This is a genomic window from Paenibacillus xylanivorans (assembly GCF_001280595.1).
GTDB classification, from domain to species: Bacteria; Bacillota; Bacilli; order Paenibacillales; family Paenibacillaceae; genus Paenibacillus; species Paenibacillus xylanivorans.
In genome coordinates this window covers 190,366-215,759 of sequence record NZ_LITU01000065.1, presented here as the reverse complement: position 1 = coordinate 215,759, position 25,394 = coordinate 190,366, and the positions used below count along the sequence as shown (strand labels likewise).

23 protein-coding genes and 1 other annotated feature are annotated in these 25,394 nt (G+C 46.2%); of the genes, 5 read left to right on the top strand and 18 right to left on the bottom strand.

Annotation, left to right across the window (positions count from 1 at the left end; all coding sequences use genetic code 11):
* Nucleotides 1–98: 98 nt before the first annotated feature.
* Nucleotides 99–1,067 carry a bile acid:sodium symporter family protein gene (locus AMS66_RS18260; RefSeq protein WP_053782153.1) on the top strand — a complete coding sequence of 323 codons (969 nt, stop codon included), beginning with the start codon at nt 99–101 and terminating at the stop codon, nt 1,065–1,067.
* An 84-nt stretch (nt 1,068–1,151) separates the two neighbouring features.
* Here AMS66_RS18260 and AMS66_RS18255 read toward each other — a convergent pair whose 3' ends face one another.
* From AMS66_RS18255 to AMS66_RS18220, 9 genes are all read right to left on the bottom strand, one after another.
* Nucleotides 1,152–1,412 carry a hypothetical protein gene (locus AMS66_RS18255; RefSeq protein ID WP_236703496.1) on the bottom strand — a complete coding sequence of 87 codons (261 nt, stop codon included), beginning with the start codon at nt 1,410–1,412 and terminating at the stop codon, nt 1,152–1,154.
* Between the two features lie 284 nt (nt 1,413–1,696).
* The gene (locus tag AMS66_RS33865; protein WP_144424528.1) at nt 1,697–1,939 is read right to left on the bottom strand and encodes an SGNH/GDSL hydrolase family protein; all 243 of its coding nucleotides are present in this window, start codon (nt 1,937–1,939) and stop codon (nt 1,697–1,699) included.
* A 50-nt stretch (nt 1,940–1,989) separates the two neighbouring features.
* Nucleotides 1,990–2,274: an SGNH/GDSL hydrolase family protein gene (locus AMS66_RS33860; protein WP_144424527.1), complete on the bottom strand. Its 285-nt coding sequence runs from the start codon at nt 2,272–2,274 to the stop codon at nt 1,990–1,992.
* Between the two features lie 212 nt (nt 2,275–2,486).
* Entirely contained in the window at nt 2,487–3,572 is a 1,086-nt protein-coding gene (gene asd / locus AMS66_RS18245; RefSeq protein WP_082350775.1) for an aspartate-semialdehyde dehydrogenase, read from the bottom strand.
* 117 nt (nt 3,573–3,689) lie between these two features.
* Nucleotides 3,690–3,968, bottom strand: a binding site (T-box leader).
* A 191-nt stretch (nt 3,969–4,159) separates the two neighbouring features.
* Entirely contained in the window at nt 4,160–5,005 is an 846-nt protein-coding gene (locus tag AMS66_RS18240; RefSeq protein ID WP_053782152.1) for a class I SAM-dependent methyltransferase, read from the bottom strand.
* 105 nt (nt 5,006–5,110) lie between these two features.
* Complete coding sequence (galU, locus tag AMS66_RS18235; protein ID WP_053782151.1) at nt 5,111–5,983, bottom strand: UTP--glucose-1-phosphate uridylyltransferase GalU; 873 nt, start codon at nt 5,981–5,983, stop codon at nt 5,111–5,113.
* Nucleotide 5,984: 1 nt separating this feature from the next.
* Complete coding sequence (locus AMS66_RS18230) at nt 5,985–6,422, bottom strand: GtrA family protein (RefSeq protein WP_053782150.1); 438 nt, start codon at nt 6,420–6,422, stop codon at nt 5,985–5,987.
* Complete coding sequence (locus AMS66_RS18225; protein ID WP_053782149.1) at nt 6,415–7,401, bottom strand: glycosyltransferase family 2 protein; 987 nt, start codon at nt 7,399–7,401, stop codon at nt 6,415–6,417. Before AMS66_RS18225 ends, AMS66_RS18230 begins: the two co-directional genes overlap by 8 nt.
* 73 nt (nt 7,402–7,474) lie before the next feature.
* Complete coding sequence (locus AMS66_RS18220; RefSeq protein WP_053782148.1) at nt 7,475–9,724, bottom strand: ArnT family glycosyltransferase; 2,250 nt, start codon at nt 9,722–9,724, stop codon at nt 7,475–7,477.
* Between the two features lie 203 nt (nt 9,725–9,927).
* Between AMS66_RS18220 and AMS66_RS18215 the strand changes: the two genes are divergently transcribed.
* Both AMS66_RS18215 and AMS66_RS18210 read left to right on the top strand, forming a co-directional pair.
* The gene (locus AMS66_RS18215; protein WP_053782147.1) at nt 9,928–10,611 is read left to right on the top strand and encodes a response regulator transcription factor; all 684 of its coding nucleotides are present in this window, start codon (nt 9,928–9,930) and stop codon (nt 10,609–10,611) included.
* Nucleotides 10,611–12,137 (top strand): sensor histidine kinase, encoded by a 1,527-nt coding sequence (locus tag AMS66_RS18210; protein ID WP_053782146.1) that lies wholly within the window; start codon nt 10,611–10,613, stop codon nt 12,135–12,137. Before AMS66_RS18215 ends, AMS66_RS18210 begins: the two co-directional genes overlap by 1 nt.
* Before the next feature lie 157 nt (nt 12,138–12,294).
* On the opposite strand, the gene AMS66_RS18205 is transcribed toward AMS66_RS18210, so the two are convergent.
* The 6 genes from AMS66_RS18205 to AMS66_RS18180 all read right to left on the bottom strand — a co-directional run bounded on the left by AMS66_RS18205 (nt 12,295) and on the right by AMS66_RS18180 (nt 17,307).
* Entirely contained in the window at nt 12,295–12,861 is a 567-nt protein-coding gene (locus tag AMS66_RS18205; RefSeq protein ID WP_053782145.1) for a GNAT family N-acetyltransferase, read from the bottom strand.
* A gap of 63 nt (nt 12,862–12,924) precedes the next feature.
* Nucleotides 12,925–13,467: a hypothetical protein gene (locus AMS66_RS18200; RefSeq protein WP_053782144.1), complete on the bottom strand. Its 543-nt coding sequence runs from the start codon at nt 13,465–13,467 to the stop codon at nt 12,925–12,927.
* 82 nt (nt 13,468–13,549) lie between these two features.
* A complete protein-coding gene (locus AMS66_RS18195; RefSeq protein WP_053782143.1) occupies nt 13,550–14,125 on the bottom strand; it encodes a GNAT family N-acetyltransferase in 576 nt (191 codons plus the stop codon).
* Nucleotides 14,126–14,300: 175 nt separating this feature from the next.
* Nucleotides 14,301–14,606 (bottom strand): hypothetical protein, encoded by a 306-nt coding sequence (locus AMS66_RS18190; RefSeq protein ID WP_053782142.1) that lies wholly within the window; start codon nt 14,604–14,606, stop codon nt 14,301–14,303.
* A 98-nt stretch (nt 14,607–14,704) separates the two neighbouring features.
* Nucleotides 14,705–16,459: an ATP-binding cassette domain-containing protein gene (locus AMS66_RS18185; protein WP_053782141.1), complete on the bottom strand. Its 1,755-nt coding sequence runs from the start codon at nt 16,457–16,459 to the stop codon at nt 14,705–14,707.
* Nucleotides 16,453–17,307, bottom strand: a complete 855-nt coding sequence (locus tag AMS66_RS18180; RefSeq protein WP_053782140.1) for an ATP-binding cassette domain-containing protein — start codon at nt 17,305–17,307, stop codon at nt 16,453–16,455. Before AMS66_RS18180 ends, AMS66_RS18185 begins: the two co-directional genes overlap by 7 nt.
* Before the next feature lie 112 nt (nt 17,308–17,419).
* Between AMS66_RS18180 and AMS66_RS18175 the strand changes: the two genes are divergently transcribed.
* On the top strand, nt 17,420–18,010 hold the full coding sequence (locus AMS66_RS18175) for a biotin transporter BioY (RefSeq protein WP_053782139.1): 591 nt from the start codon (nt 17,420–17,422) through the stop codon (nt 18,008–18,010).
* A gap of 125 nt (nt 18,011–18,135) precedes the next feature.
* Here AMS66_RS18175 and AMS66_RS18170 read toward each other — a convergent pair whose 3' ends face one another.
* The 3 genes from AMS66_RS18170 to AMS66_RS18160 form a co-directional block, all read right to left on the bottom strand.
* Nucleotides 18,136–20,028 carry a beta-glucoside-specific PTS transporter subunit IIABC gene (locus AMS66_RS18170; protein ID WP_053782138.1) on the bottom strand — a complete coding sequence of 631 codons (1,893 nt, stop codon included), beginning with the start codon at nt 20,026–20,028 and terminating at the stop codon, nt 18,136–18,138.
* A gap of 214 nt (nt 20,029–20,242) precedes the next feature.
* Nucleotides 20,243–21,073, bottom strand: a complete 831-nt coding sequence (licT, locus tag AMS66_RS18165) for a BglG family transcription antiterminator LicT (protein WP_053782194.1) — start codon at nt 21,071–21,073, stop codon at nt 20,243–20,245.
* 285 nt (nt 21,074–21,358) lie between these two features.
* Nucleotides 21,359–22,801 (bottom strand): 6-phospho-beta-glucosidase, encoded by a 1,443-nt coding sequence (locus AMS66_RS18160; RefSeq protein ID WP_053782137.1) that lies wholly within the window; start codon nt 22,799–22,801, stop codon nt 21,359–21,361.
* Nucleotides 22,802–23,449: 648 nt separating this feature from the next.
* Between AMS66_RS18160 and AMS66_RS18155 the strand changes: the two genes are divergently transcribed.
* On the top strand, nt 23,450–25,174 hold the full coding sequence (locus AMS66_RS18155) for a cellulase family glycosylhydrolase (RefSeq protein ID WP_082350768.1): 1,725 nt from the start codon (nt 23,450–23,452) through the stop codon (nt 25,172–25,174).
* The last annotated feature ends 220 nt before the right edge of the window (nt 25,175–25,394 follow it).

The window sequence follows — 25,394 nt, the reverse complement described above, 5'->3', positions numbered from 1 at the left end:
ATCATAACTGCTGGGTGTGCTTCATTGCAAATGGGTCTGCATTCAGCGTTATTAACATGTATAATAAAGGAATCATACGGTAAAGGGATGTCATGAATATGCTTCAGGCCTTAAATGTACGCTTGAACCGCATCATGCCACTGATTACCCCAATCAGCATTATTATTGGCGTTCTTTGCGGGAGTCTTCTTTCTTCTTATACTTTTTTGTCACCATGGCTTTTTGCGTTTATGACGTTTGCTGGAAGCATCAGTCTCGGGATACGGGATTTTGTGAACGTGCTGAAGAAGCCTTTTCCTCTGTTTGTTTGCCTGTTTATTTTACATCTGGCGATGCCACTGATTGCTCTGGGCATGGGTCACCTGGTCTTCCCAACGGATGCCTACACAATAACGGGCCTTGTTCTTGCTGCCGTTATTCCAACAGGTGTGAGCAGCTTTATCTGGGTCAGTATCTACCGGGGCAATATTGCTCTGACACTTTCGATTATCCTGATTGACACGATGCTTGCTCCTTTCGTTGTACCCGGTGTGTTATCATTGCTGATTGGCACTAGCGTATCGCTGGATATAGCAGCCATGATGAGCAGTCTGTTCTGGATGATCGTTGTTCCCTCTTTGCTCGGTATGCTGCTGAATGAGTGGACCAAAGGTGGTATTGTCCCCGTTTGGGGACCCAGACTGAATCCGTTCTCCAAATTGTTTATGGCAGCTGTTGTCGCTATAAACGGCTCTGTCGTTGCTCCATATTTGGCTGACTTTAATTGGCGATTGGCGGGTCTCGCAGCCATCATCATTTTCCTCGCTTCGTTTGGCTATGCACTGAGTTACTTCATTGCCCGATTGCTCGGTTGGAATGAAGCCGATCAGGTCGCACTTGTGTTCAACGGAGGCATGCGCAATATTAGTGCGGGAGCGGTGCTTGCCGTATCGTATTTCCCTCCACCGGTTGCCGTCCCGGTTGTACTCGGTATGGTATTTCAGCAGATGTTGGCTTCGCTTGCAGGATACCTGCTCGGCCGCCGTTCGCAGACTCTTCACAATGCTGATAAGACCTCTGCAGCCTAGTAGAAATAAACAAATCAAAAAACGCCGACATTATTGTCGGCGCTTTTTTGGTTCAAACTGATATCAAGCTACACATTCATAAACCTAGTAATCCGAGAGTGAAATTCCAGTTCCAATGATGACTACGAACACAAGAATATACACAACAATCCCGATCGCTGCCCACAGCAACGATGCTTTGGCATAATTGGCTTTCGAAGGATTCGAATCTCCAAATGCCCAAACAAACAACATAATAATGTTTACAAGCGGAATCATCATAAGGAACAACGTGAGCATCCAACTACCGAAACTTACTGGCGGTGGTCCTGGTTTATGTACTCTTTGACTAGCAACTTCTGACATAATATTTCTTCCTCCTTTCTTCTCCATTTCAATTGCTACCTGCTAAGACAATCTACTTCTAATTTAAGAAGAAACGTTTGCCGTTAATAAAAATACCGGAAATCTCATGAATTTACAATGTAATATTTACCATATTAGTTTTGACATATATTTTTTATAACTTATCTCGAATCTCCAATAGACAAAGGACCTGCAATATAAGTGAGTGCACTTATGATTAAAGTGCCTGCCCTACAGGTCCCAGTTCAATTTGTTCCATTTTCCTCACACAAATTCAAAAGGTATCACAACGTATTCAGGAAGCCCACGATTCTGGAGGCTAATCTTGCATGTCCGGCCTGATTGGGATGGAGCCCATTAGGTACTCCGTTATCGCCTGTAAAATATAAATCGCTGTGAACCGACAATAGCGGCTGGATTCCAGCAATGTCCCACAGATCACAAACCGGTATGGAGTACAGAGAAGCGACCTCTCTAATCGCAGATACATAGTCACTGTATATCCGACCGGTTACCGTATTCGGCAAATCTTCAGGTACTGCTTCACTTGATCCATGGAGAGGAGTAAGAAAACCGATCAGGTTGGTTGGATAGCGCTGGAGAAGTCATTTCTTCCGCCCATGAAAAAGACAACATCCGCTTCCGCGTGCATCTGCCCAATGCGGTTACACATTGGTTCAAACCCGCCGTCCGCCACACTGCTTCCCGAAATGCCATAATTCTCATAGGATTCAAATCCCAATGCTCTGCTAACCAGTTCCGGATACGGATGTTCCCCTTCCTGGAGTCCATATCCGAAAGTTATGCTGTCTCCTAGAAAAACAGCCCTTTGCCCTTCATAGGATGATAATTGTAACGACATAAGCAGATCCCTTCTTTCCCTTGTAACAGATATGTATAGTAACGAATGTCATCCAAATACATAACCAAAGCGGCTTGTATTGAGATAAAAATACCCCTCTGTTCAACAAAAATAAATTCATCTTTCCAGATGTCTCTTTACTCTTGTCTACTAAAAGGGGTAGCCTGTCAGTAATATTCTATTACTTCTTTTCCTATTTCCACAATGCCTGTTTATTTCGGCTGAATATATCCTTCAGCTTTGAGCAATTCAGCGATTAGAACTGCACCGCCTGCTGCTCCGCGCAACGTGTTGTGGGATAGTCCTACAAACTTGTAATCATACAGGGAGTCTTCGCGCAGTCTGCCCGTTGATACGCCCATACCACGCTCGATGTCACGGTCCAGTTTGGTTTGTGGTCTATTTTCTTCTTCAAAATACGTAATGAACTGTTTCGGAGCGCTTGGCAGACCCAGCTCTTGCGGACGACCTTTGAATTGCAGCCAACGATCCAGAATTTCTTCTTTGGATGGTTTTTTCTCAAAGGATACAAACACGGTCGCCAAGTGACCATCCGTTACCGGAACACGAATACATTGTGTCGTAATTAACGGAGAAGATGCTTTTACAATCTCATTATTTTCAATGCTGCCCCAGATGCGCAAAGGCTCCTGTTCACTCTTCTCTTCCTCGCCGCCAATGTATGGAATCACGTTATCCAGCATATCCGGCCAGTCCGTAAAGTTTTTACCTGCGCCAGAGATCGCTTGGTATGTGGAAGCTACCACTTGAGTTGGATTGAACTCGCGCAAGGCGTGAAGTGCAGGCACATAGCTCTGAATCGAGCAGTTTGGCTTAACCGCGATGAATCCGGTTTTGGTTCCAAGACGTTTACGTTGAGCTCCAATTACGTCCAGATGTCCCGGGTTAATTTCAGGAATGACCATTGGTACATCAGCCGTCCAGCGGTGAGCCGAGTTGTTGGACACAACCGGAGTTCCCGTTTTGGCATAAGCCTCTTCGAGCGCCTGAATTTCGTTCTTTTTCATATCCACTGCACAGAATATAAAATCAACCTGGCTCGCAAAAGCTTCCACTTGGGAAGCATCCTGAACAATGATGTTTTTCACTGCTTCCGGAATGGGAACAGCGAGCTTCCATCTGCCTTGAACGGATTCTTCATATGTTTTGCCTGCCGAGTTGGCACTAGCTGAGATTGCAGTTACTTCAAACCATGGGTGTCCATTGAGCAGATCTACAAAGCGCTGGCCTACCATCCCCGTTCCTCCGACGATACCGACTTTCAATTTTGCTGACATAAAATCATCATTTCCTTTCGGTGTGAGTTTCTCCTTATTAAACACTATTCAGGCATTTCCAAAGCGTGTAGCCAACATCCCGGAAAAACCAAAAAATCCCATCCCCAAGACAAAAGTCTCAGGGACGAGATTGTTACACTCGTGGTACCACCCAGATTCGCCAATATGTCGCCATACCAACCTCTTCGAGTTAAGGATAACCGCATTTAATCATGCCGTATCCGCTTATACTCTTGCTCTGTAACAGGAGCTCCTGTCACACCATCCCTCAATCCTTAAAGTTCCGATGTGCTGCTCTGAGTCTTTATTCAACAAAAAATTCTTTACCCCTTTTCAGCTACCGGAGCTCTCTGTGAAAGAAACCTTTTTATCTACTCATCTCTTCATCGCATTTGATATTGCGACTATAATATCAAAATTACCATCATGAAGTAAACACATTTTTTTAGATAATGGAATTTATACGTTTTCAGCGGAGCTGAACAATTCAATTATCGCAAGAAAAACTTCAGCTAAACGCGGTCTGTCTTCTGTGAAAGTACGTCGATATACGTTTTTCTTATAATTTGCTGCAAATGGCTATTTCTTTACTGCTTTTTCGCAACAATGGCATACGTTCCCAATGGACTTCCAGGCCCCGAGGCATGATGTGCCCTAAGTAATTTCAATTCGGAAAGAAGGAGGGTTTTTACCTTATCCGGGATCGGAAGCATTTTCAGTTCCACAGGCGCTTCTTCCAGTGTCATTTCGGTTTCCCAGCGACCGTCCTGCAGCTCGGGAGAATGGATTGAAACCTCTTCCTTTATCGACCAGCCCGCCGCAGAGACAAGCTCTTGGATATCCTCCGGTGTAAAGAGCGTGCGCACATTGGAGAAGCTGTTCTCTTTGTAGCATTCAACCTGGGACTGAATCAGAACGGATAACCAGTGCGAGAGCTGGCTCACATCTGTAACTCGTGCATCCCATTCGGCGAAACATAACTGATGCCCCCATGACCTTACCTTGCTGAGAATCTGGGCGAGTTCGTCAAAAGATTTCAAGTACCACGAACAATGAGAAAGTACAATCACATCAAACTCATTCTCGGCAAATTGGGCCTGATCACTTAGAATGTCGAAATGATAATCCATTCGAATTCGGTCACCCAGCGGGGATTTCCGCAGCTTGGCTGCCGCTTCACCCACGGTCAGCGGTGCACCATAATCCTCTGGTGCAATATCTACCCCATGAACGTACCCGTGCTCCCCCACCAGATGCGCAAGCACGGCCGTTGTATCTCCCTGACCACAGCCGATTTCCAGAACGCGGCTGCCTTCCTGAATTCCCCAAAAGAATCCCAGTTTCATCCGATGCTCGGTCTGAATGTATTGAATAGCAGCGTTGTCCTCCACATCCATATACTTAATCAGATCCCTGATGATAGTCTCACTCATGATTCCTCACTCCTCAAAGAGCAACTTGAACTTCTTGCTCATTGTAGCGTTACAGGAGCCATTGTACAATGTTGGAAATTCTTAATCTTTAACACCGCTTACGTCTTATCCCCACTGTGTTGCAAGCTGCTGAAGATATGGGGTCAGCATGGGCTGCAATTCCTTACGCATCAGTCCGATCTCCAAAATAGCCTGAATATATCCGAACTGATCACCAATATCGTAGCGGCATCCCTCCAGCTCAAGGGCCAGCAGCTCTTCCACCTGGCTCACTTCTTTCAGAGCATCCGTTAGCTGATATTCCCCTCCAGCCCCTCTCTCGATTCGATCCAGAATGGGAAATATGGAAGGTTTCAGAATGTAACGCCCCATCACGGCTGTTCGGGAGGGCGCTTCTGCAATGGAAGGTTTTTCTACCAGATTGGTGATCCGGTGAACCCGATCCTCTGCCCCCTGTGAATCAATAATCCCATATTTACTCACGTCAGCAGCCTGCACTTGCCGTACGCCAACAATCTGGCTGCCTGTCTTTTCATATAAATGAATCATCTGTGCGAGTGCCGGTGGATCAGACACCATAATATCATCCCCAAGCAGTACGGCGAACGGATCGTCACCCACAAACTGACGTGCACATCCAATCGCATGACCCAATCCAAGCGGCTCTTTTTGACGGATAAAATGAATGCTGGCCATTTCGCTGATCGCTTGTACTTCTTTCAGCAGAGCTTGCTTTCCTTTGGCATAGAGGGAATGCTCCAACTCAACCGATTTGTCAAAATGATCCTCAATTGATTTTTTATTGCGTCCGGTTACAATGATGATATTTTCAATGCCTGACTGTACCGCTTCTTCCACAATATATTGAATGGCCGGTTTGTCCACAATGGGCAGCATTTCTTTGGGTTGTGCCTTGGTAGCCGGCAAGAATCGGGTGCCAAGCCCCGCTGCCGGAATGACTGCTTTTTTAATTCTCATATCATGAAACACTCCTTTCATTAGCATCAGATAAAGGGTCAGACCCTCGAGAGGAATCTGCCCGGAACACCCAATACCGACTGGCAATATAGTTTATACCCATGCCCGAGAGGGTCGCCAGTATTTTACTCATCACAACGCTCCAACCCCATGTGCTATTGCAGATGTACAGAATCAGAGAGGATAACGCCAGAACCACCAGATTGGTGATTACAAAACGCATAATTTCGTTTTTCTTGCCCTGTCTTCCCGCATCATGGAAGGTCCACCTGCCGTTCCACCAGTAGCTGTTCACGACCCCGCAGCTATAGGAGATCACCTGGGCAATCAGAGCAGGTGTGCCTGCGGCAGCGAGCAATGTAAACACCATTGCATCCACCGCCGTATTCAGGACGCCCACAATTCCGAACTTAAACAGCGTGACCAGACGATTAGTCATGATGAGCAACTCTGCCCGTTAACCGTGACTGACCCGTCTGACTCTCCATCTGATACACATCTCTCACGATGTATAGCGGGCGAGCCTTGGTTTCATCATAGATTCGGCCGACATACTCGCCAAGAATGCCCAGCATGATCAAAATGAAGCCGTTAAAGATCAGCATGATGCTGACCATCGAAGGCCATCCTTTGATCGTTGAATCTGTAAATATCGCCGAAGCGATGACACTTAGCATATAGATGAAGCCGCCGATGGACAGAACAGCACCCACGTAACCCGCAAGCTTGAGCGGTTTGTGTGAGAATGATGTAATGCCGTCCAGACTCAGCTTCAACATGCGTTTCAGCGGGTATTTGGTCTCACCTGCCAAACGTTCATCGCGTTCATACTCAATCGCTGTCTGGCGGAATCCCACCCAACTGACCAATCCGCGGACAAATCGATTCTTCTCCGGAAGACGTTTCATCTCATCACATACCTTGCGATCCATCAGGCGGAAATCCCCGGTATCCACTGGAATATCCGTATCCGTCGACGCTCGCAGTACCCGGTAAAACAGGCTTGCCGACCATTTCTTGAAGCGGGTCTCCCCGCTTCTTCTGGTCCGACGGGCATAGACAACCTCATAGCCCTCTTTCCACTTGGCGATCATGTCCAATATCAGCTCGGGAGGGTCCTGAAGATCTGCATCAATAATGACGACTGCATCGCCTGCTGCATAATCCATGCCTGCCGTAATCGCGATCTGGTGACCGAAGTTGCGTGCAAAATCAATCAGCTTCACACTTTCATCCCAGCGGGCGTAGTCACGGATCATCTGTGCACTTTGGTCCACGCTGCCGTCATTGACAAACAACAGCTCGTAACTCTCTCCCGTACTGCCCATGACTTTTTTCAGACGCCGATAGGTCTCCTCAATCACCGCTTCTTCGTTATACATCGGAATGATAATGCTGTAACGGAACTTTTGAGCCATGTTCGTTCCCTCCCTTTTCCGTTGTTTTCGTTCGAATTGTTCAAGTTCATATCGCTTATCATTTGGATCACTCTTATAATTTCACTTCATATAAAGTCGTTTGACCGCCGAAACCGGAACCACTGTCCGTACCCGTCTTCCACTCTGACGTTGGAATCTCCGTACCGTGCTCCTTAATCCAGTCGCCGATATCAGAACTGCCGCCTCGGCCGCCCATGCCACCTACCATGAAGTATTTCACTTGTCCACTCTTCACGAGTTGTTCCAGTTTTTCCGTGGTATACACCGGATCTGAGCCCGAGAATCCGCCGAGCGTAATGACCGCTTCATTTTCATCAATGATATAAGGGGCTGCCTGGTTATAGTCCGTCGTTGCGAAGAGATAGGTTTCACCTGTGTTATGCTCTCTCAGATAATTCAGTGTTGTGGTGTCCACTTCTTCGTTGCGGTTTCCCGCTCCACCTCGACCACCTGTCGTAGGCATTCCTCCCCCACCATTCATACTTCCTCCTGAATTCAGAGGTGTTCCCATGCCCTCATTGTTAGGGTCAGCTTCATCGGACGATGGGAGATCCTGTGGGGTGTCATCTGATGCATTCGGCGGAGCCATACCCATACCGCCACCATTGCGATCACCTTGTCTATCTCCCATAGCCATGCCCATTCCACCGAACATCCCATTGGAACCAGTAGGTCCAGCCGCAGGAATCATGCTGTTGCCTCCATACGTAATAGGTGTGAATGCCCAATAGGTCGGACCGATCAGCATGACCATGAAGCCTGTGATAATCAAACCCTGTTTCCATGGGTGTGAACGATTAAGCATCACAATCAGAATAACCGTTATCAGGATGCCTGCAATTAATTCACCTAGGGACCAACCTGCCCCGATAGTCTCGTTATACACCTGCATGATATACCAGCCGAAGACGGTCGTAAGCAGCACGGATAATGGAAGCAACCAGGCTTGCCAGCCATTGCGTTCACGATAAGCCGTCCACATTGCGCTAAATCCTGCTCCGGTTAATGCCGCTATCGGAGGTGCGAGCATGATCAGATAATATTGATGGAAGAAACCAGCCACACTGAAGAAAGCAGCTACCGGAAGCAGCCAAGCCAGCCAGAACAAAGCTTCCCTATGCTTATCGGTTATATTTCTTCGTCTTAACCCTGCAAAAATGGCAATGCAGCCAAGCAACACAATCGGCAAAAGCCAACTGGCCTGACCGGACAGTTCAGTTTGGAATAACCGCAGAGGACCTTTTTCCCCCGTGCCAAACATGCCGCCCATGCCTCCACCGCCACCATTGCTACCTCCCAAATCCCTTCCATTAGGCATCTCGCCACCGTTTGGCAACTGACCGCCCGGGAAAGTCATTCCGTTCATTCCACCCATTTCACCGTTTCCAGGTAGATTGCCTGTTGAAGCCGAGCCGCTGCCCGACTGATCGGATGCTGATGTCTGGGAAGTTGCGTTGCCACGGTCCTTGCCTTCATCAGAGGCGTTTGGCATGCCTGCATTCGCTGATCTGTTCTGTTGTCCCGTGAGACGAGATAAGCCGTTATATCCAAAAGCCAGCTCCAGTACCGAATTGGTTTCACTGCTGCCGATATAAGGCCGTTCATCTGTCGGTATAGAATCCACAGTGACTGCCCAGGATAAGGAAACGACTGCCAACACTGCCGTACTTCCGATTAGCAAGATGATTTTTCTTCTCCACTTGGCGTTGAATGCAAGCAGATAGAACAAGTAGAAAGCCGGAAGAATCATGTATGCTTGCAGCATTTTCATATTAAAAGCAAGTCCAATGAGTGCAAAAGCAATCAGGATACGCCATGTACTGCCTTGCTTGCTTCCCTTGAATAAAAACCATGAACCCAACAGCAGCGTAAAGACCAGCATACTGTCAATGTTGTTGGTACGGCTGACCGCAGCCACTACTGGTACGGTTGCCATCGCAAGTGCCGAGATTCGCGCCGCGCCAAGTCCGAATGTAGGCTTGACCATGAAATAAATCAGCAGCACCGAACCGATCCCCGCTAATGCTTGCGGTAAAATAACACTCCATCCATGCAATCCAAAAACGTAAGCAAAAGCGGTTTGAATCCAGAAGACAACCGGTGGTTTGTCTACCGTTACCGAACCAGCCGAGTCAAGCGATGCGTAGAAAAAATTATGGAAGTTTCTCAGCATGCTCCCAACGGCGGTCGTATAATAGGAATTGGCATATTGATCGTTCCAGATGCCGTACCCATTCAGAAATGCCGCCAGTAAAACAATCGGCAGAAGGACAAGATCAATCCTTCGTTTGGCGTTATTCAATCTCAATCACTCCTTCAAGTTCTTCATGTCTACTATTGTGGCATGCCAAAGTAAAACTGGGATGAGTGCCCGCTGAATGTTGCCTGAGGATAACTTGCAAACTTTTCAGCTAATTTTCAGTTTGGCGAGCGATAATATAGCATATAGACCTGTAAAATTGAGGGTATGTAATAGATGGATTTAACGGGGAGGAACGCCTGCTTATGAAGCTGAGTACTGGCATTAAAATACTTTTGGCAGATGATGAACCACATATTTTGCAATTTCTGGAGCTTGGACTAAGCAATGAAGGCTTTGATGTACGTACAGCCCCCGATGGAGCCGCTGCGCTTGAATTGGCACTTGATTTCCGTCCACATATGGCCATTCTGGATGTCATGATGCCAGAGATGGATGGGTTTGAGGTTGTTGAGCGTCTGCGCAAGAGCGGCGCTCAGATCGGGGTGATCATGCTGACAGCCAAAGATGAAGTCGAGAATCGCGTCAAAGGCCTATGGCTTGGTGCCGACGATTATATGATTAAACCATTTGCGTTCGATGAACTGCTTGCACGGATTCAGGCAAGGCTTCGTAATCAGTTTCCATTATTAATCGGGGCGGTGACTCATGGGCCAATCCGAATCGATGATCAGCGCAAAGAGATTACCTATCACGATCAGATTCTGGAGTTGTCTCCTACCGAATATGAACTTTTAAAATTCATCGTGCTTAATCATGGCATTGTCCTGAGTAAAGCGACCATTCTGAACCGTGTGTGGGGGTATGATTTTGGTGGAGAAGAAAACATTGTGGAGGTGTACGTTCGCTCCTTGCGTGACAAATTGGGGGATAAAGAGCATAAACTCATTCGTACCCTTCGAGGTGTCGGATACAGGGTGGATCTCTAATGGGGTCTTTACCATTGAAGGATAATCTTCCTTGGGCATGGCTGCATCGCTGGGTATCGCCACGTTCGCTTCGCTCTCAATTACTCGCGCGCTCCCTGTTCATTCTGGCTGCTCTGTTATTGTTAATTGGTATTCTTCAATTCTGGATTATGGAAAGCTTTCTGTATCGTAACCAGGCGAAAACCATGGAAGAGCAGCTCATGTCCATGCCCCCTGTGTGGCTCGGAACGTCTTCACGAAGTGGTACGACAAATAATCCTTTTGGCGGACAATCCGGATCAGATCCAAGAGGATCAGGTAATCGTTTCTTGTACATTCCGGATCGTTCACTGGCCTTATTTGATAATCAAAGTGGCTTCGAGGACATTTTTGGTGAAGACGGTCTGACCGCTCCTCGCTTGACATCCGTTGAATATGAGAACATTACAGATCAGATCAACGATAAGCAACATGTTCCATACCGGATTGTAACGGATAACCAGGGCAATGAGCAGTTAATCGTTTTCTCCTCACCGGGACCACGTAATCGCGGCTTACCCATGGTGCAGATGGGCACGCCTACGAAACCGCTAAAAGATCTGATCGTGAAACAGCTTCTGATCTTCTTGATGTTATCCCTGCTGGCTATGGTCGCTGGACTCATTCTATACACCAAGGCACTTCGCCGGACACTGATTCCCTTATCCAGCATGGTAGACACGGTGCAACGAATCGATGCAGGCAGTCTGGCCGAACGCCTTCCTGCGGTGCAGGGACAACAGGAAGTAGATCAACTGGCACTTTCATTTAACGGCATGCTCGAAAGGCTGGAAGACTCATTTGAAGCAGAGCGGGAGTCGAAAGAGCAGATGCAGCGTTTTCTGTCTGATGCTTCCCATGAGCTGCGTACCCCTCTTACCTCCATTCACGGATTTATTGAGGTGCTCAAGCGCGGCGCAGCCTCCAACAGCGAACAATTATATGCCGCATTGAACAGCATGTATGGTGAATCCGTCCGGATCAACAAACTCGTAGAGGATCTGCTGATGCTGACCAAGATGGACCAGGCGCCTCATCAGGAGCAGGAAGTCATCCAACTCGACAGTTTGCTGCTCGAAATGCAGCCACAGCTGGTCATGATGGCTCATGAAAGACAAGTTCATCTCGACCTGACTGCTGAAGTGCATGTTATGGCTGATGCTCACAAATTGAAGCAGGTTGTACTCAATCTGTTCCACAATGCAGTACAGCACACCGATTCAGATCAGGGAACCATCAGCATCACGTTATATGCCGTTCAGCATAAAGCTGAGTTAACGGTAAAAGATAACGGCTCGGGGATTGAACCGGAACATCTCCCTCACATCTTTGAACGTTTCTACCGCACAAGCTCTTCCCGTTCGAGAAAACAAGGTGGCGCGGGTCTTGGCCTTGCCATCACCCGTTCAATTGTAGAGTCGTATGGCGGGAAAATTACAGTACGCAGCCAGATCGGCGCAGGAACAGAATTTACGATTTTACTGCCATTGGCAGAGGGTGAAGCCTAAACTGAACGAGGCTCACAAGATGCAGCTTTTCGTTTTATTGCGGCTCCTATCACATGACGAATAACCCTTTCATTCAGCGGAGAAATGAAAGGGTTATTCGTTTCGTATCGGATTGGTGTATTGGTACATGGTGCATCTGTATCGAGAATTATTGTTGCTACTTCCGTAGTTGGTAATGGTTGTAAGATTCATTCTCGATTTCGATCAAATTCAGCCATTCAAAATTGCATTTCTGTATTACCTTATTGGATGCCTGATTCGTTAATAGAGCGATGGCATTCAACACTTCAACGTTTGTATTATCAAATAAATACTGTGTTATTCCTTGTACTGCCTGCGTTGTATAGCCACGGTTCCGGAAATGTTTCGAAATGCCGTACATAATCTCCCGATTGGGCGCTGGCAGTTCATCCTTGATCCCCGAGCAGCACCATCCTATGAACTCATCATTTTCTTTGAGTACGATAGCCAAACGTAAATAGAGGTCCCCAATGTCCCCACCCGCCAAAACAGCTTGTTTAAAATTTTGATTCTCGGGAATTTCGTATTGAGTGAGCCAAAGTGCTCTCTCTTCAACCGTAGCATTCCATCCCGGCAAAAATTCGTAAACCTCGGGTTGCCAGGTGATTTCCTGTAATTTCTCCAAATCCTCAGGTCGATACTCGCGCAAATAAATATCTTTGCAATCAATGATTAATTCATCGCTTTTTATGGTTTGTTTCATAATGCCTCCTGATGTACATCTTATCTATCTTTATTCGTTACATTTTAAAACTCGATAACATAATCAATTCAAATTATAAGCTTGTATTAAATTGTTCTCTTCATCAAGTGCGTACACATTCGTAAACGTTGTCATTAACATCATTTCGTCTTCACTCTGGTAGGCTTCCGGCATTCTCATGATAAACGTATTATTGCTGGACTCAACCTCCTGAGTTTCACCGTTTGTATATTCAATCTTAAACTTGTGTACAGGCGTATCGGAATATAAAGCGCCCCATATAAAATCCCCTTTGTTGTTCTTCGGCTCCGCTCGTACCAAAAAGGCGGGCCCCACATCTGAACTTGCTGTCCAGCCTGATTCACTATCCGTATCATAGTGATATCTTCCATTCTTCTGTTCATAAGCAGCGAAAACATATTGCGTTTGGTCCAGTGACAAAACCAGTTCATTTTGCTGATCTACATTAACTACTTGAAGGGGGTATTTCCAAGTAGACTGAACAGCTTTCTCTAACGTTTTATATCCAAAAATATCATTCCAGAAGAATACACTAACCAGTACGCACACAATCAAACTTAAACTAATCCATAACAGCTTCCTCATATTTCACCTCTTGCACCTTGTCAGTTGCCCAACTAACATTGGCAGCCCATAGACGCCGTACTGATTTGATATAAAATGAGACTTACACAAGCCCTTCCTTATCAATAAACTCGTCTTTCGTTAATCCGAACATGATCAGATCCTGGTACTTCCCATCGGTATAAATCACCTGACGACGCACGCCCTCCTGCACACACCCAAGCTTTCTCATCATGGCTGCGGAAGGTTCATTGCCTTCGAGAACATAATCGTTAAATTTATTAAGCCTGCGCTCAAAAAAGGCATATTTCAGCAAGATTCGAATAGCTCTCGTCCCGTATCCTTTTCCGCGATGATCCCTGTCAATTTGAATTCCAATGCTAAAGGTACCATTCCTCTCATCGATGCTGTTCAGGTTCACGCCCCCAACATTCTCACCATTCATATTTTCAATCGTAAACATGATCCGTCCTCTGTCCAGAGAAAAATCGGAAAAGGCTTCCGTAAATTTCTTCGCCTCAGCATTCGTAGGGGGTAGCTCTACTGCACATTCCAGTAAACGACGAGCAGGTGAATCGAAGCGGTTATAATAATGATTCTCCCAATCTTCCTCACGCAATGCACGCAATCTGACCTGATCATCCTGCCAAAAATAATCGCTATAGTTAATCTCTCTCATTCTGATGTCCCCCGTTTGGCAATGAATTAATTTTCATTTTAATATAAGCTACGCCTATGATAACCCATATTGTGGGATTTGAGGAGATTTGTTTTCTTTTTTCAATTCAACTAAAAATAGCCCCCGGACAGAACGATCCTGCCGAAGGCTATCATCTATTTTATATAAAACGTCATTACGATTCTTCTTCTTCCAGGTATTGTGGCTTGGTTACATTATCGGGGACCGTTTCATCATAGACGTCCTGACCGGGATAATCCCGAACTTCCCCTTCGTGCAGCTCATGATTTTCATAATCGAAACGGTGCGCGGTCCTTTGATCCACTCGCCACGGCGAGCTTTTGCCAAGAGATTCAGACATTAGAGATGAGCCGTAAGGACCTTCAGGGAACTCTTCGAGTGTGATATCATTTCGCTGCGACTCCACCGTGGACACATCGGTATATTCTTGCCTTTCTTCTTGCAAAAATTTATCCTTCATCGTTCGTCCCTCCATATCTGCTTCGTGGTGATCAAAGCATGTTTATTTTGAACGGGAATGAAAGCATTTATGCATGTTCTTTGGCAAAAGTACATTCTTCAATCTCTGATCCAGATATAAAATACAAAAACAATAAGTCCAATCATGCAAATCCACGTATCCCGTTTGGACCATACCAATAAGGATGAACGTGATCCAAGCAGTGAATTCTCTCTAACTTTCCGCATTTCCATTGCAATCGTCATATCTTCTGCACGCTGAAACAGCGCCATGAGCAAGGGAATGACCATTGGACCAAGATCACGCACTCGTACCGTATTCGGTCGTAATGCAGCTTTGCCGCGTGCCCGGACGATCAGCGAGAATCGCTGCCATTCACTCCAGATCATCGGGATAAAACGGAAGATTAAGGACACGGCGAGGGCAAACGATGACACGGGTAGCTTGATTTTTTTGCCGACGCCAAGCACCCAATTTAGTCCTTCCACCATGCGCCCATAAGGCGTAGTCAGTGAAAACCAAAGACTTGCCAAGGTGACGATAAACAAACGATACACATTCAGTAACGTCGCCTCCGCCTGCATCAGGGAAAATCCGAACTGTAAGCCGCCTCCTTCTGTAGTAAGAGTCGTCCCCGACAATGCGGTGGATATGAGAAAGAACAGTACGAGCGGCTTCATTAGTTTCAAGCATCCCATCAGTGCCTGACGTGGCAGCACAACGAGCGCTAAAATGACTGGCACTAACGTAAGAGATAGGCCCAGCCATTGGTGCTGAAGCATCGTTGCGGTCACGAGCAAGATGTATAAAACCCATTTAAGACGCGGGTCCATTGCACCATATAATCCTCTACTTGAACCTGATTTAGCGTGGGCGTAGATGGCATCCTGTTTGCCTTCTTCTCCCGAAGTGTTGAAGCGTGACAAGGCAAGCCTCTCTTCATCTCTGAATTCATCCTCATTACCAACACCATCAGCTTTTTGCTCTAACGGCTCGTTAACGGACTGAACAATACTTTCAGCCATTTCCTCCGGGGTCATCGCAGTAAAAGGCAAATGTATGCCCGCCGCCGCAAATTGTTGTGCTAGTTGCATAGAGGGTGGCAGCCCAATTCCGGCAAGCTCCAGCAATTCTGGCTTTGCATGAAGTTCCTTTGGTGAAAGATCAGCAACCAGTCGTCCCTCCTTCAACAAAAGAACCCGATCCGCATGCGGCAAAAACGTGTCCAGATCGTGAGTAGCTACGATAGCTCCCTCACCTGCATTTCGATGCTGATTTAATGCATCCAGCAGCATGACAACACTTTGTGCTTCTAATCCGGCACTCGGTTCATCAAGCAACAGCCATGAAGGCTGCGTAGCCGTTCCCAGGGCGAGCCCCAGTCTTCTCCGTTCTCCTCCACTCAGTGCAAAGGGTGATCTGTCCGGATGGAATCGTTCTTCCCCTTTATGCCCCACCGTCGGGGAGTCCCAGCGCTCAAGCGCCTTGGAAATCTGCTTTTTCTTTTGTTCATCGGGTAGACGGTATGGACGCAGGGAATACGCAAATTCACGCCCAATGCTTCGGGCGAACAGCTGTTGCTCCGGGAATTGAAAGACCAACCCCATTTGCAACAGAATGGACTGTGGTACTTTCCTGTTCTGCCAGTAAGGCTCTCCGTCCAGCTTGAGGCTACCCGCATCTGGAGGTTTTAGACCAGCGATCGTTTGCAGCAGTGTGGTTTTGCCTGATCCTGTGCAGCCTAGCAATAAAGTTATTTCTCCACGGTTCAGTTGGACAGTGATGTCTTGAAGTAGCGCTCTTTTGTCAGGTTGTGACGAAGCTATGCTTACATGTTCTAATTCAATTACCAAAGGGCTACCTCCTTAACCAACTGCTCTGGTCGCAAAGGTGTCGAATGATGGAGCAGACCTTTCCTTTTCAGGAGTAGAGCCGTCTGCACTGTAAAAGGTGGAGCAAGCCCAAGCATTTCGCAGGGCGATGGTTGTTGTCTTTCTTTTCCAGCCTCAGCCGTTGTGCCTTCCTTCTCCCTTCCATAGAAGAAAGCTGCAGGCGCTCCATCGTACACACAGCGTCCCTGTTCCATGGCAATAATTCGATCGCACAACGTCGCTTCCTCCAAATGATGCGTAATCCAGATTACCGCCGTCCCTTGCTGGACAATGGTTTGAACTACCGCTTCCATTCGATCTCTGGCTCCCGGGTCAAGCATGGCCGTAGGTTCGTCCAGAATGAGCACATCCGGCTTGGCCGCCAGCGCTACCGCGATATTAAGTAGCTGCTTCTGTCCTCCAGACAGCATAGATATTGCCGCCTCTGGCGGGTGCTCTAGTCCAACTGTATGTAATGCGTGATCTCTCCGTCGTAATTGTTCATCAGTAGATTCCAGCAACGAGGATAAGGCAAAATGAAATTCCTCCTCAATGGTATCTCCAAGTACCTGCGCATCAGGCTGCTGGAGGACTCCACGAACAACCAGTTCCGAAGAAGCCTTCCTTTCTCCGCCGGATAGCGGAGTGAATCCGATTAGCAGTCCTGCCAGCGTACTTTTGCCGCTACCATTGGCTCCCACAATACTTATCCATTCTCCGGGCGCTAATTCTAGGGAAACCCCATCCACTGCCTTACGAACACGTCCTGACTCGGACGCATAATGAACACGGACTTGATCCAGTGTAATCAAAGGTGTAACGTCTTGCATCGCAAATTGGTCCTTTCCCTTTTGAGTCTTTTGTGGTACGATCCAAATCGTTAACCACGTCCGTTTAATCGGTTAACAATAAGATTACCAAAATTGAAAGGAATGTTCAAACATGAAATTGTCTTTGCGAGGTATTGTATTTAGCGCACTCATGGCAGCCATACTTGTTATTTTTGGATACATAAGTATTCCCATTGGTTTCTCTCCTGTGCCGATTACATTGCAAACTCTTGCGGTTATGCTGGCAGGAGGACTGCTTGGCCCATTATATGGTTTTCTAAGTATCGCTCTGGTTGTCATCCTGACTGCCATTGGCTTCCCGCTTCTGCATGGCGCAGGCGGACTCGCAGTACTCCTGGGGCCTACTGGTGGATATGTCATGATGTGGCCTTTCTCCGCACTGCTCATTGGATTACTGCTCTCTAGGATCAAATTGAAAGGATTTGTAGGTTACTTCCTCGCTTTTATCGTATTTGAGGTGTTTGGTTCATTGTTGATTTATGTTTCGGGCGTGCCCTGGCTGGCCTATGCTTACAAAATGTCGTTACCCGAGGCCATGATACAAGGATTCTATCCCTACATCATCGGTGATCTGATCAAAGCCTTGTTCGCTGCAATTATCATCGCGCCTGTGCGCATGGTCTTCCCTCCACAGCGACTGACTGGCAACATGAACTCAACAGTTGTACGAGCAGACTCCTGATTGCTACTTGTATTAAGTAATCTGGAACTGAATTTATTTTATGAACAAAGCCGCGCCCACATAAACAGAAATTCAATCTGTTCAACGTAGGGCACGGCTTTTGTCAATCGTCTATCGTTTATTCTTTATTGTTCCGGTCCCTTTCCACCATACAGGGTAAGTAACGGTTCTTGAACCCGAACTTGTCCCGTAATCAAAGGAACCACTTCCTCATAATTCGTAGAATTCGTTACAATGATAGGTGTTACCGTATGATAACCTGCGGCCTTGATCTCAGCGATATCGAATTCCAGCAGCAAATCTCCCGCTTTCACCCGATCACCTTCCTGAATATGTGATGTAAAGTGCTGACCATCAAGCTTGACCGTATCCACCCCGACATGGACCAAAATCTCAGCCCCCGTATCCGATACAACAGCCAGTGCATGTTTCTTCTTGAAAGCCACGGTAATTGTACCGTCAAAAGGAGCAACTACTCGGCCTACTGCCGGTTCAATCGCAATGCCTTTACCCATCGCGCCCGATGAAAATGCCGGGTCAGGTACATCGCTAAGATCTACAATGGTTCCCTCGATTGGGCTGAGTACTTCTTGATCCGATGAAGCCGCTGTTCTTTCGGATGGCTTGGTGGTTTCCGTGCTTCTTTCTTTGTCTTTTTCTTCTTCTTCAACCGGGTCTTTGAACCCCATAATGTAGGTCAGTGCAGCCGCAACAACAAAGGATACGCAGATCCCAAGGATCAGTCCAGGGAAGCCCTCTCCACCCGGTCCATAGAAGATCGGCAAAGTCAGCAGTCCTGGAGCACCCGAAGCGAATGCCTGAGTACCCGCCTGACCGATGATGGCCCCACCAACGGCACCCCCGATAACTCCTGCGATGAATGGACGTTTGAGTGGCAGAGTCACACCATAGATGGCAGGCTCGGTAATTCCGAACAGGGCTGTCAGTGTGGATGAACCCGCCAGCGTTTTCAGCTTTTTATTTTTGGTTTTCAGCATAACACCGAATGCAGCTCCGGTCTGTGCGAAGATGGAAGCCGTCGCAGCCGGTTTGACGCCATCGCGTCCATAAACAGCAACGTTGTTGATAAATACAGGAATGAGACCCCAGTGAATTCCGAAAATAACGAGCAGCTGCCAGCTTGCACCCATAACGGCTCCAGCCAATAGTGGACTGAATCCGAAGGCAGCCACGAGTCCTGATGCAATAGCATTACCTACATATACACCAAATGGACCGAATACGAGCAAAGTAAGTGGTACCATAATGACAAGCAAAAATAATGGAGTAACAAAATTTTTCACACTCTCGTGAAGAACCTTACTGAAGAATTTCTCCAATTTGCTCATGACAATCACTGCCAGAATAATAGGAATTACGGTAGATGAATAATTCATCAAAATCACAGGAATACCGAAGAAATCAGTTGGCGTACCCTCCGCCTTGAGCGTAACGATGGAAGGATAGATTAATGCCCCAGCGATTGTCATCGCTACAAACATGTTACCCTGGAATTTGCGGGCGGTTGTAACCGCTAACAGCAAAGGCAGGAAATAAAACAGACTGTCTGCTGCTGCAAACAAGATCTTATACGTGGTTTCCGTCGTTTCCAGCCAACCAACATTGCTTGCAATGAGCAGCAATCCTTTAAGTATACCGGCTCCCGCCATAACCCCTAGCAGCGGTGCAAAAATACTGGAAATTACATCAATAATGCCGCCTATGCCTTTCGCGGACTTCTTCGGCTTTTCCTTTTCGGAAGAATCATCCAAAATGTTACTGATCTGGCCAATGGCACTGTAAACTTCAGGCACCTTATTGCCAACGACCACCTGGAATTGACCCCCATTTTCCTTAACTGCGATGATTCCTTCTGTCTTTTCCAGCTTGGCTTTGTCTGCCTTAGCATCATCCTTCAATACAAACCGCAAACGTGTTGCGCAATGTACCAGTGATACCACATTTTTTTCGCCGCCGACCAGCTCGACGATCTCTTTTGCGAGTTTTTCCTGACTCATGATGTGCACCCCCATATTTACTAAAACAGGCATCTTACCGATTTTTTTGCACGCAAAAAACCTAAGCCTTGAGTAAGGTTTGGACACATTGGTCCTGCCTTCTCATGACTTAGGTTTTGCCTGCATAACCAGTAACAATCCCAGTTAAATCGTATTCAATTCCTGTTAATCTCATATTATTATGATTTAACCAAATTTGTCAACATTTTAATTATTATCGATTAACAACTCGTTCAATGTGGACGGTCAGATACAATTTCTCTTCGTTGGTAAGCTGATGGTTATATTCCTTGTTAACGAACATTTCGATTTTCTCCGTACATGCCGCTGCTTCCGGGTGCTTCTCTTTGATCATGTCATAGAAGTGGTCATAGTTGTTGTCATAATGCGTCCCGCTTAATACCCTCTGAGAGAAGAATTTCAGATGCGTAATGAAGCGAAAATAGCTGAGAGACTCTTCATCAAATTCCATCTTGAAGTGATATTTCGCTATATTAATAATCTGCTGAATAAACTTCGTGATGTTCATCGTTGTAATGACTTCTTCATTCATCTCCGCATTGACAATATGCAGGGCAATATACGCTGCTTCATCCGGTGGAAGCTCAATATCCAGTCTGGACTTGATCTGCTCCAGCGTTTTCAGACCCAGTCCGAACTCAGCCTTATACAGCTGTTTGATTTCCCACATCAGTGCATTCTTGATTTCAACACCTTCACGATATCGTTCAATCGCAAAGTTAATGTGATCTGTTAGGGAAACATAGATATTTTCATTCAGGTTACGGCCCAGATTCTCTCTGGCATAGGTAATAATTTCTTCCACAATCTCGATCAGTTCCATCGGTACTTCGCGCAGCAGCATTTTGAAATTGTCGGATGTCTGTTTGTTTTTAAGCGCAAATACTTTCTGGATACGGGTCTCGTCTACTTTATCCCCCGGCTTTTTCTTAAAGGCAATCCCACGCCCCATCACGACAAGCTCTGCTCCATCCGCTTGATAGATGCTAATGACGTTATTGTTGATAACCTTTGCTATTTTCACTTCAATCCCCCCGTCACGATCCACTCTCTTGGCAGTCATATATCGCCTTTTGGGCATACAAAAAAAACCTGAAGCATCACAAAATAAACAAGACATGTACGTCTGTTTTTTGGTGCTTAGGTTTTGCCTACTTCAAGTAGTAACAATCCCAAAACGATATAATTGCGTCAAGTATAGCGCGAAGAGAAACATATGTCAACGCTTTCAATGAGGGAACAATCGGAAGTTCCATGAAGAATGGTCCTTCCGATCATATCAGGGAGAAGCCCTTGGTTAATGCATTGCTTACTCTTCACCTAAATTGCTGCCATCCGATTCAATCACATTTTTGTACCAATGAAAGCTCTTTTTCTTGATCCGCTTCAGGTCACCCTTACCTTCATTGTCACGGTCCACGTAGATGTAACCGTAGCGTTTTCTCATCTCTCCAGAAGAAGCGCTAACAATATCAATTGGCCCCCAGCTTGTATAACCGATAATCTCTACACCGTCCTGCAGAGCTTCACCCATCTCGGCAACATGGCGTTTCAGATAATCAATGCGGTACGAATCGTCAACCTCACCTTCAGGTGTAACCACATCATTGGCTCCAAATCCATTTTCTACAACAAACAGCGGTTTTTGATATCGGTCATGCAGTTGATTGGCTGTAATCCGGATGCCTTTGGGATCAATTGTCCAGCCCCACTCCGATTTCGCCAAATACGGATTCGCTACAGAACCAAATACATTGCCGGTCGTCATGTTTTTGACCACTTCCGGGTCGGTGGAGGTTGTACGACTTGAATAATAACTAAATCCGATATAATCCACCGTATGGTTTTTCAGGATTCCCGCATCACCTGGCTGCATTTCAATATTCAATTCATGATCCTTGAAGAAACGTTTGGCGTAGCCTGGATACTCTCCACGCGACTGAACATCAATGAAGAAATAGGACTCCCTGTCTTTCTCCATGCCCTGGAATACATCTTCCGGATTACATGTATACGGATAGAAGCTTCCTGCTGCAAGCATACAGCCAATCATGGCGCCGGGGATTATCTCGTGACAGGCTTTAACGGCCAGAGCGCTTGCCACCAATTGATGGTGTGCTGCCTGATACTGAATCTCCTTCACGTTTTCACCATCCTTGAAGACAAGACCCGCGCCCAAGAATGGCAGATGCAGCAGCATGTTAATTTCGTTAAACGTCATCCAGTATTTCACCTTGTCCTTGTAACGGCTGAATACGGTTTTGGCATAGGTTTCGAACAGACTCACCAGTTCACGACTTCTCCAGCTGCCATATTTCTCAATCAGATTGACCGGTACATCGAAGTGAGCGAGCGTAACCACAGGCTCAATACCGTGCTTCAACAGTTCATCGAACAAGCGATCATAAAACTGCAATCCCGCTTCATTTGGCTGTGCATCTTCTCCGGTTGGAAAAATCCGTGCCCAGGCAATCGACACACGCAGGGCTTTGAATCCCATCTCGGCAAATAAAGCAATATCCTCGGGATAACGATGGTAGAAATCAATCGCTTCATGTGAAGGATAGAACTCGGTTTCCAGCGGGGTCAATGCAGGGACATTACCCTTCATGATGCTTCTACGCTTCTCTCCTGTCGGCAGCAAGTCAACAATGCTCAGCCCTTTACCATCTTCCAGATAAGCGCCCTCTGCCTGATTGGCAGCAATGGCTCCACCCCACAAAAAGTCTTTGGGAAACTTGAAATTAGTCATCATTCATTCTCCTTCCAAATATGTAATTCTGTTATCCGCTCCAATCGCAAGAAATATTAATAAGACAAAATAGAAAAAACCCGAACCAACCTGAATACACGTTGCAGTGTATACAAGCCAGCTCAGGTTATGCCCATATCGGTAACATTCCCAGATCACAATTATGCGGATTGGATAAAACTTTAGCAAGGAATAGCTGAATTGTCAATTTTATTGTGACTGGGTAACAGAAGTCGGATTGGATTTTTCAAACTCTTGGACTTAACGATTAACGAGACGTATATCCTGCATCCGCATGAATCGTAGTGCCTGTGATATAGGAGATCCAAAGCACTACGTATCATTGGTTTTTATCGATTGCTCCTGAAGCAACCGAGTAACTCGAAGTAAAATAATGCATTCCCCTACGATATTCCATAATTGTTATAACCACTAATTTTCACATGAATTATCATCCAATTATCATGGTATTTTCTTTGGATAAATCGTGATATATTTGCATTTCAGAAAACGTTTTCAATACTTAATTTGGTGGTGATTCCATTTAAATCAATCTAAGTTCTAGTTCTATGCTGAACTTAAATCGCCAATTTTTGTAAGCGCTCTATTTTTAGTTCATCGATTATAATTACAAAGGAGAATATGTTAATGAACAAAAACCGCAAATCGGCCCTCTCACTCACTATCGTAACGGCAATGATCCTATCCCTGTTCTCATCAGCCATCGCTTCTGCTGCTACAGATGACTCGATTCAGGCAAATGCAGCCGCTGCTCCAACCAATATTCAGTCCTATGTTACTGCGATGGAGCCGGGCTGGAATCTGGGTAACTCGCTGGACGCCGTTGGTGCAGATGAAACGGCCTGGGGTAACCCTCTGATCACTCAGCAACTGATTCAAAATATCGCCAATCAAGGCTACAAGAGCATTCGTATTCCAGTGACCTGGCAAGCTCATATAGGAGGAGCACCTAACTACACTATTGATACCGCTTACATGAATCGCGTACAACAGGTTGTAAACTGGGCCCTTGATGCCAATCTGTATGTCATGATCAATATCCATCACGATTCATGGCAGTGGATCAGCTATATGGAGAATGACCATGCCAATGTTCTTGCTCGTTACAACTCGGCCTGGACTCAAATTGCAAACAAATTCAAAAACTCATCCACTAAACTGATGTTCGAAAGTGTAAATGAACCACGCTTCACCGAAGGTGGTACAACGAATACCGCTACTGCTTACGCTTTGCTGGATGAGTTGAATGTATCTTTTCATAACATCGTGAGAGCATCCGGCGGAAATAATGCAGCACGTCCATTGGTCCTCCCAACGATGCATACCTCTTCCGCTCAACCAGATCTCGATGCATTATCCCAGACGATTGCGAAATTGAATGACCCTAACATTATCGCTACCGTTCACTACTATGGCTTCTGGCCATTCAGTGTAAATATTGCAGGGTATACGAAATATAACGCTGAAGTGCAAAAGGATATTACGGATACCTTCGACCGTGTGTACAATGCATTTACAGCCAAAGGTATTCCGGTTATCGTCGGTGAGTATGGCTTGCTCGGCTTTGATCAGCACACTGGGGTCATTGAGCAAGGTGAGAAGTTGAAATTTTTTGAATTCATTGGCCAATACCTGCGTCAGAAACAGATGACCACCATGTTATGGGATAATGGGCAGCATTTCGGTCGTACAAGCTTTACCTGGTCTGATCAGGATCTGTATAACACGATGAAAGCAAGCTGGACAGGTCGTTCGTCCACTGCTGAATCGGATCTGGTTTATCTGAAAAAAGGGGCTGCGATTCAGGACAAAACAGTAAAACTGAATCTCAATGGCAATACATTTAGTTCACTTGCTAATGGCAGTACTACCCTTGTTCAAGGTACAGATTATACAATCAGTGGTGATGTGCTGACATTGAAATCCAGTCTATTGACCAGACTGACCACTTCCGGCAATCTTGGTGTCAATGCCAAGCTGACAGCCAAATTCAACAAAGGCGCAAACTGGAACCTGAATATCATCAAGTATGATACGCCTAAACTGAGCAATGTAACAGGTACCACGAGCTCGTTTGCGATTCCGACTACCTTTAATGGCAATCAGTTGGCCACCATGGAAGCAACGTATACAAGTGGAGGAAACGCCGGTCCGCAAAACTGGACTTCATTCAAAGAATTTTCCTACGCTTTCAGTCCGAATTACAACAGTAACGTGATTGAACTGAAACAAAACTTCTTCAACGAAACGAATAATGGCGAAGTCATTCTCAAGTTCCACTTCTGGAGCGGAGACGTAATTACGTACAAAATTACAAAGAATGGTTCGAGTGTTGTCGGAATCTCTTCCTAATTGGGTTTCACAGCTCAATGTATAGCAGATTGGAATTCAATCCACGAAACGTTGTGTCCAGGGCAAGAGGTTCTGGACACAGCGTTTTTCATTTATACTTGGTTCATCCGACTGGCGACAGGAACCCACTATCAGGCAATTTTGTAGTCACATGTTGTGGTTTCGCTGCTGTCTTATGGCGGTTCACAATAAAAATGAAACATCTCCACTTCGGCTGTGA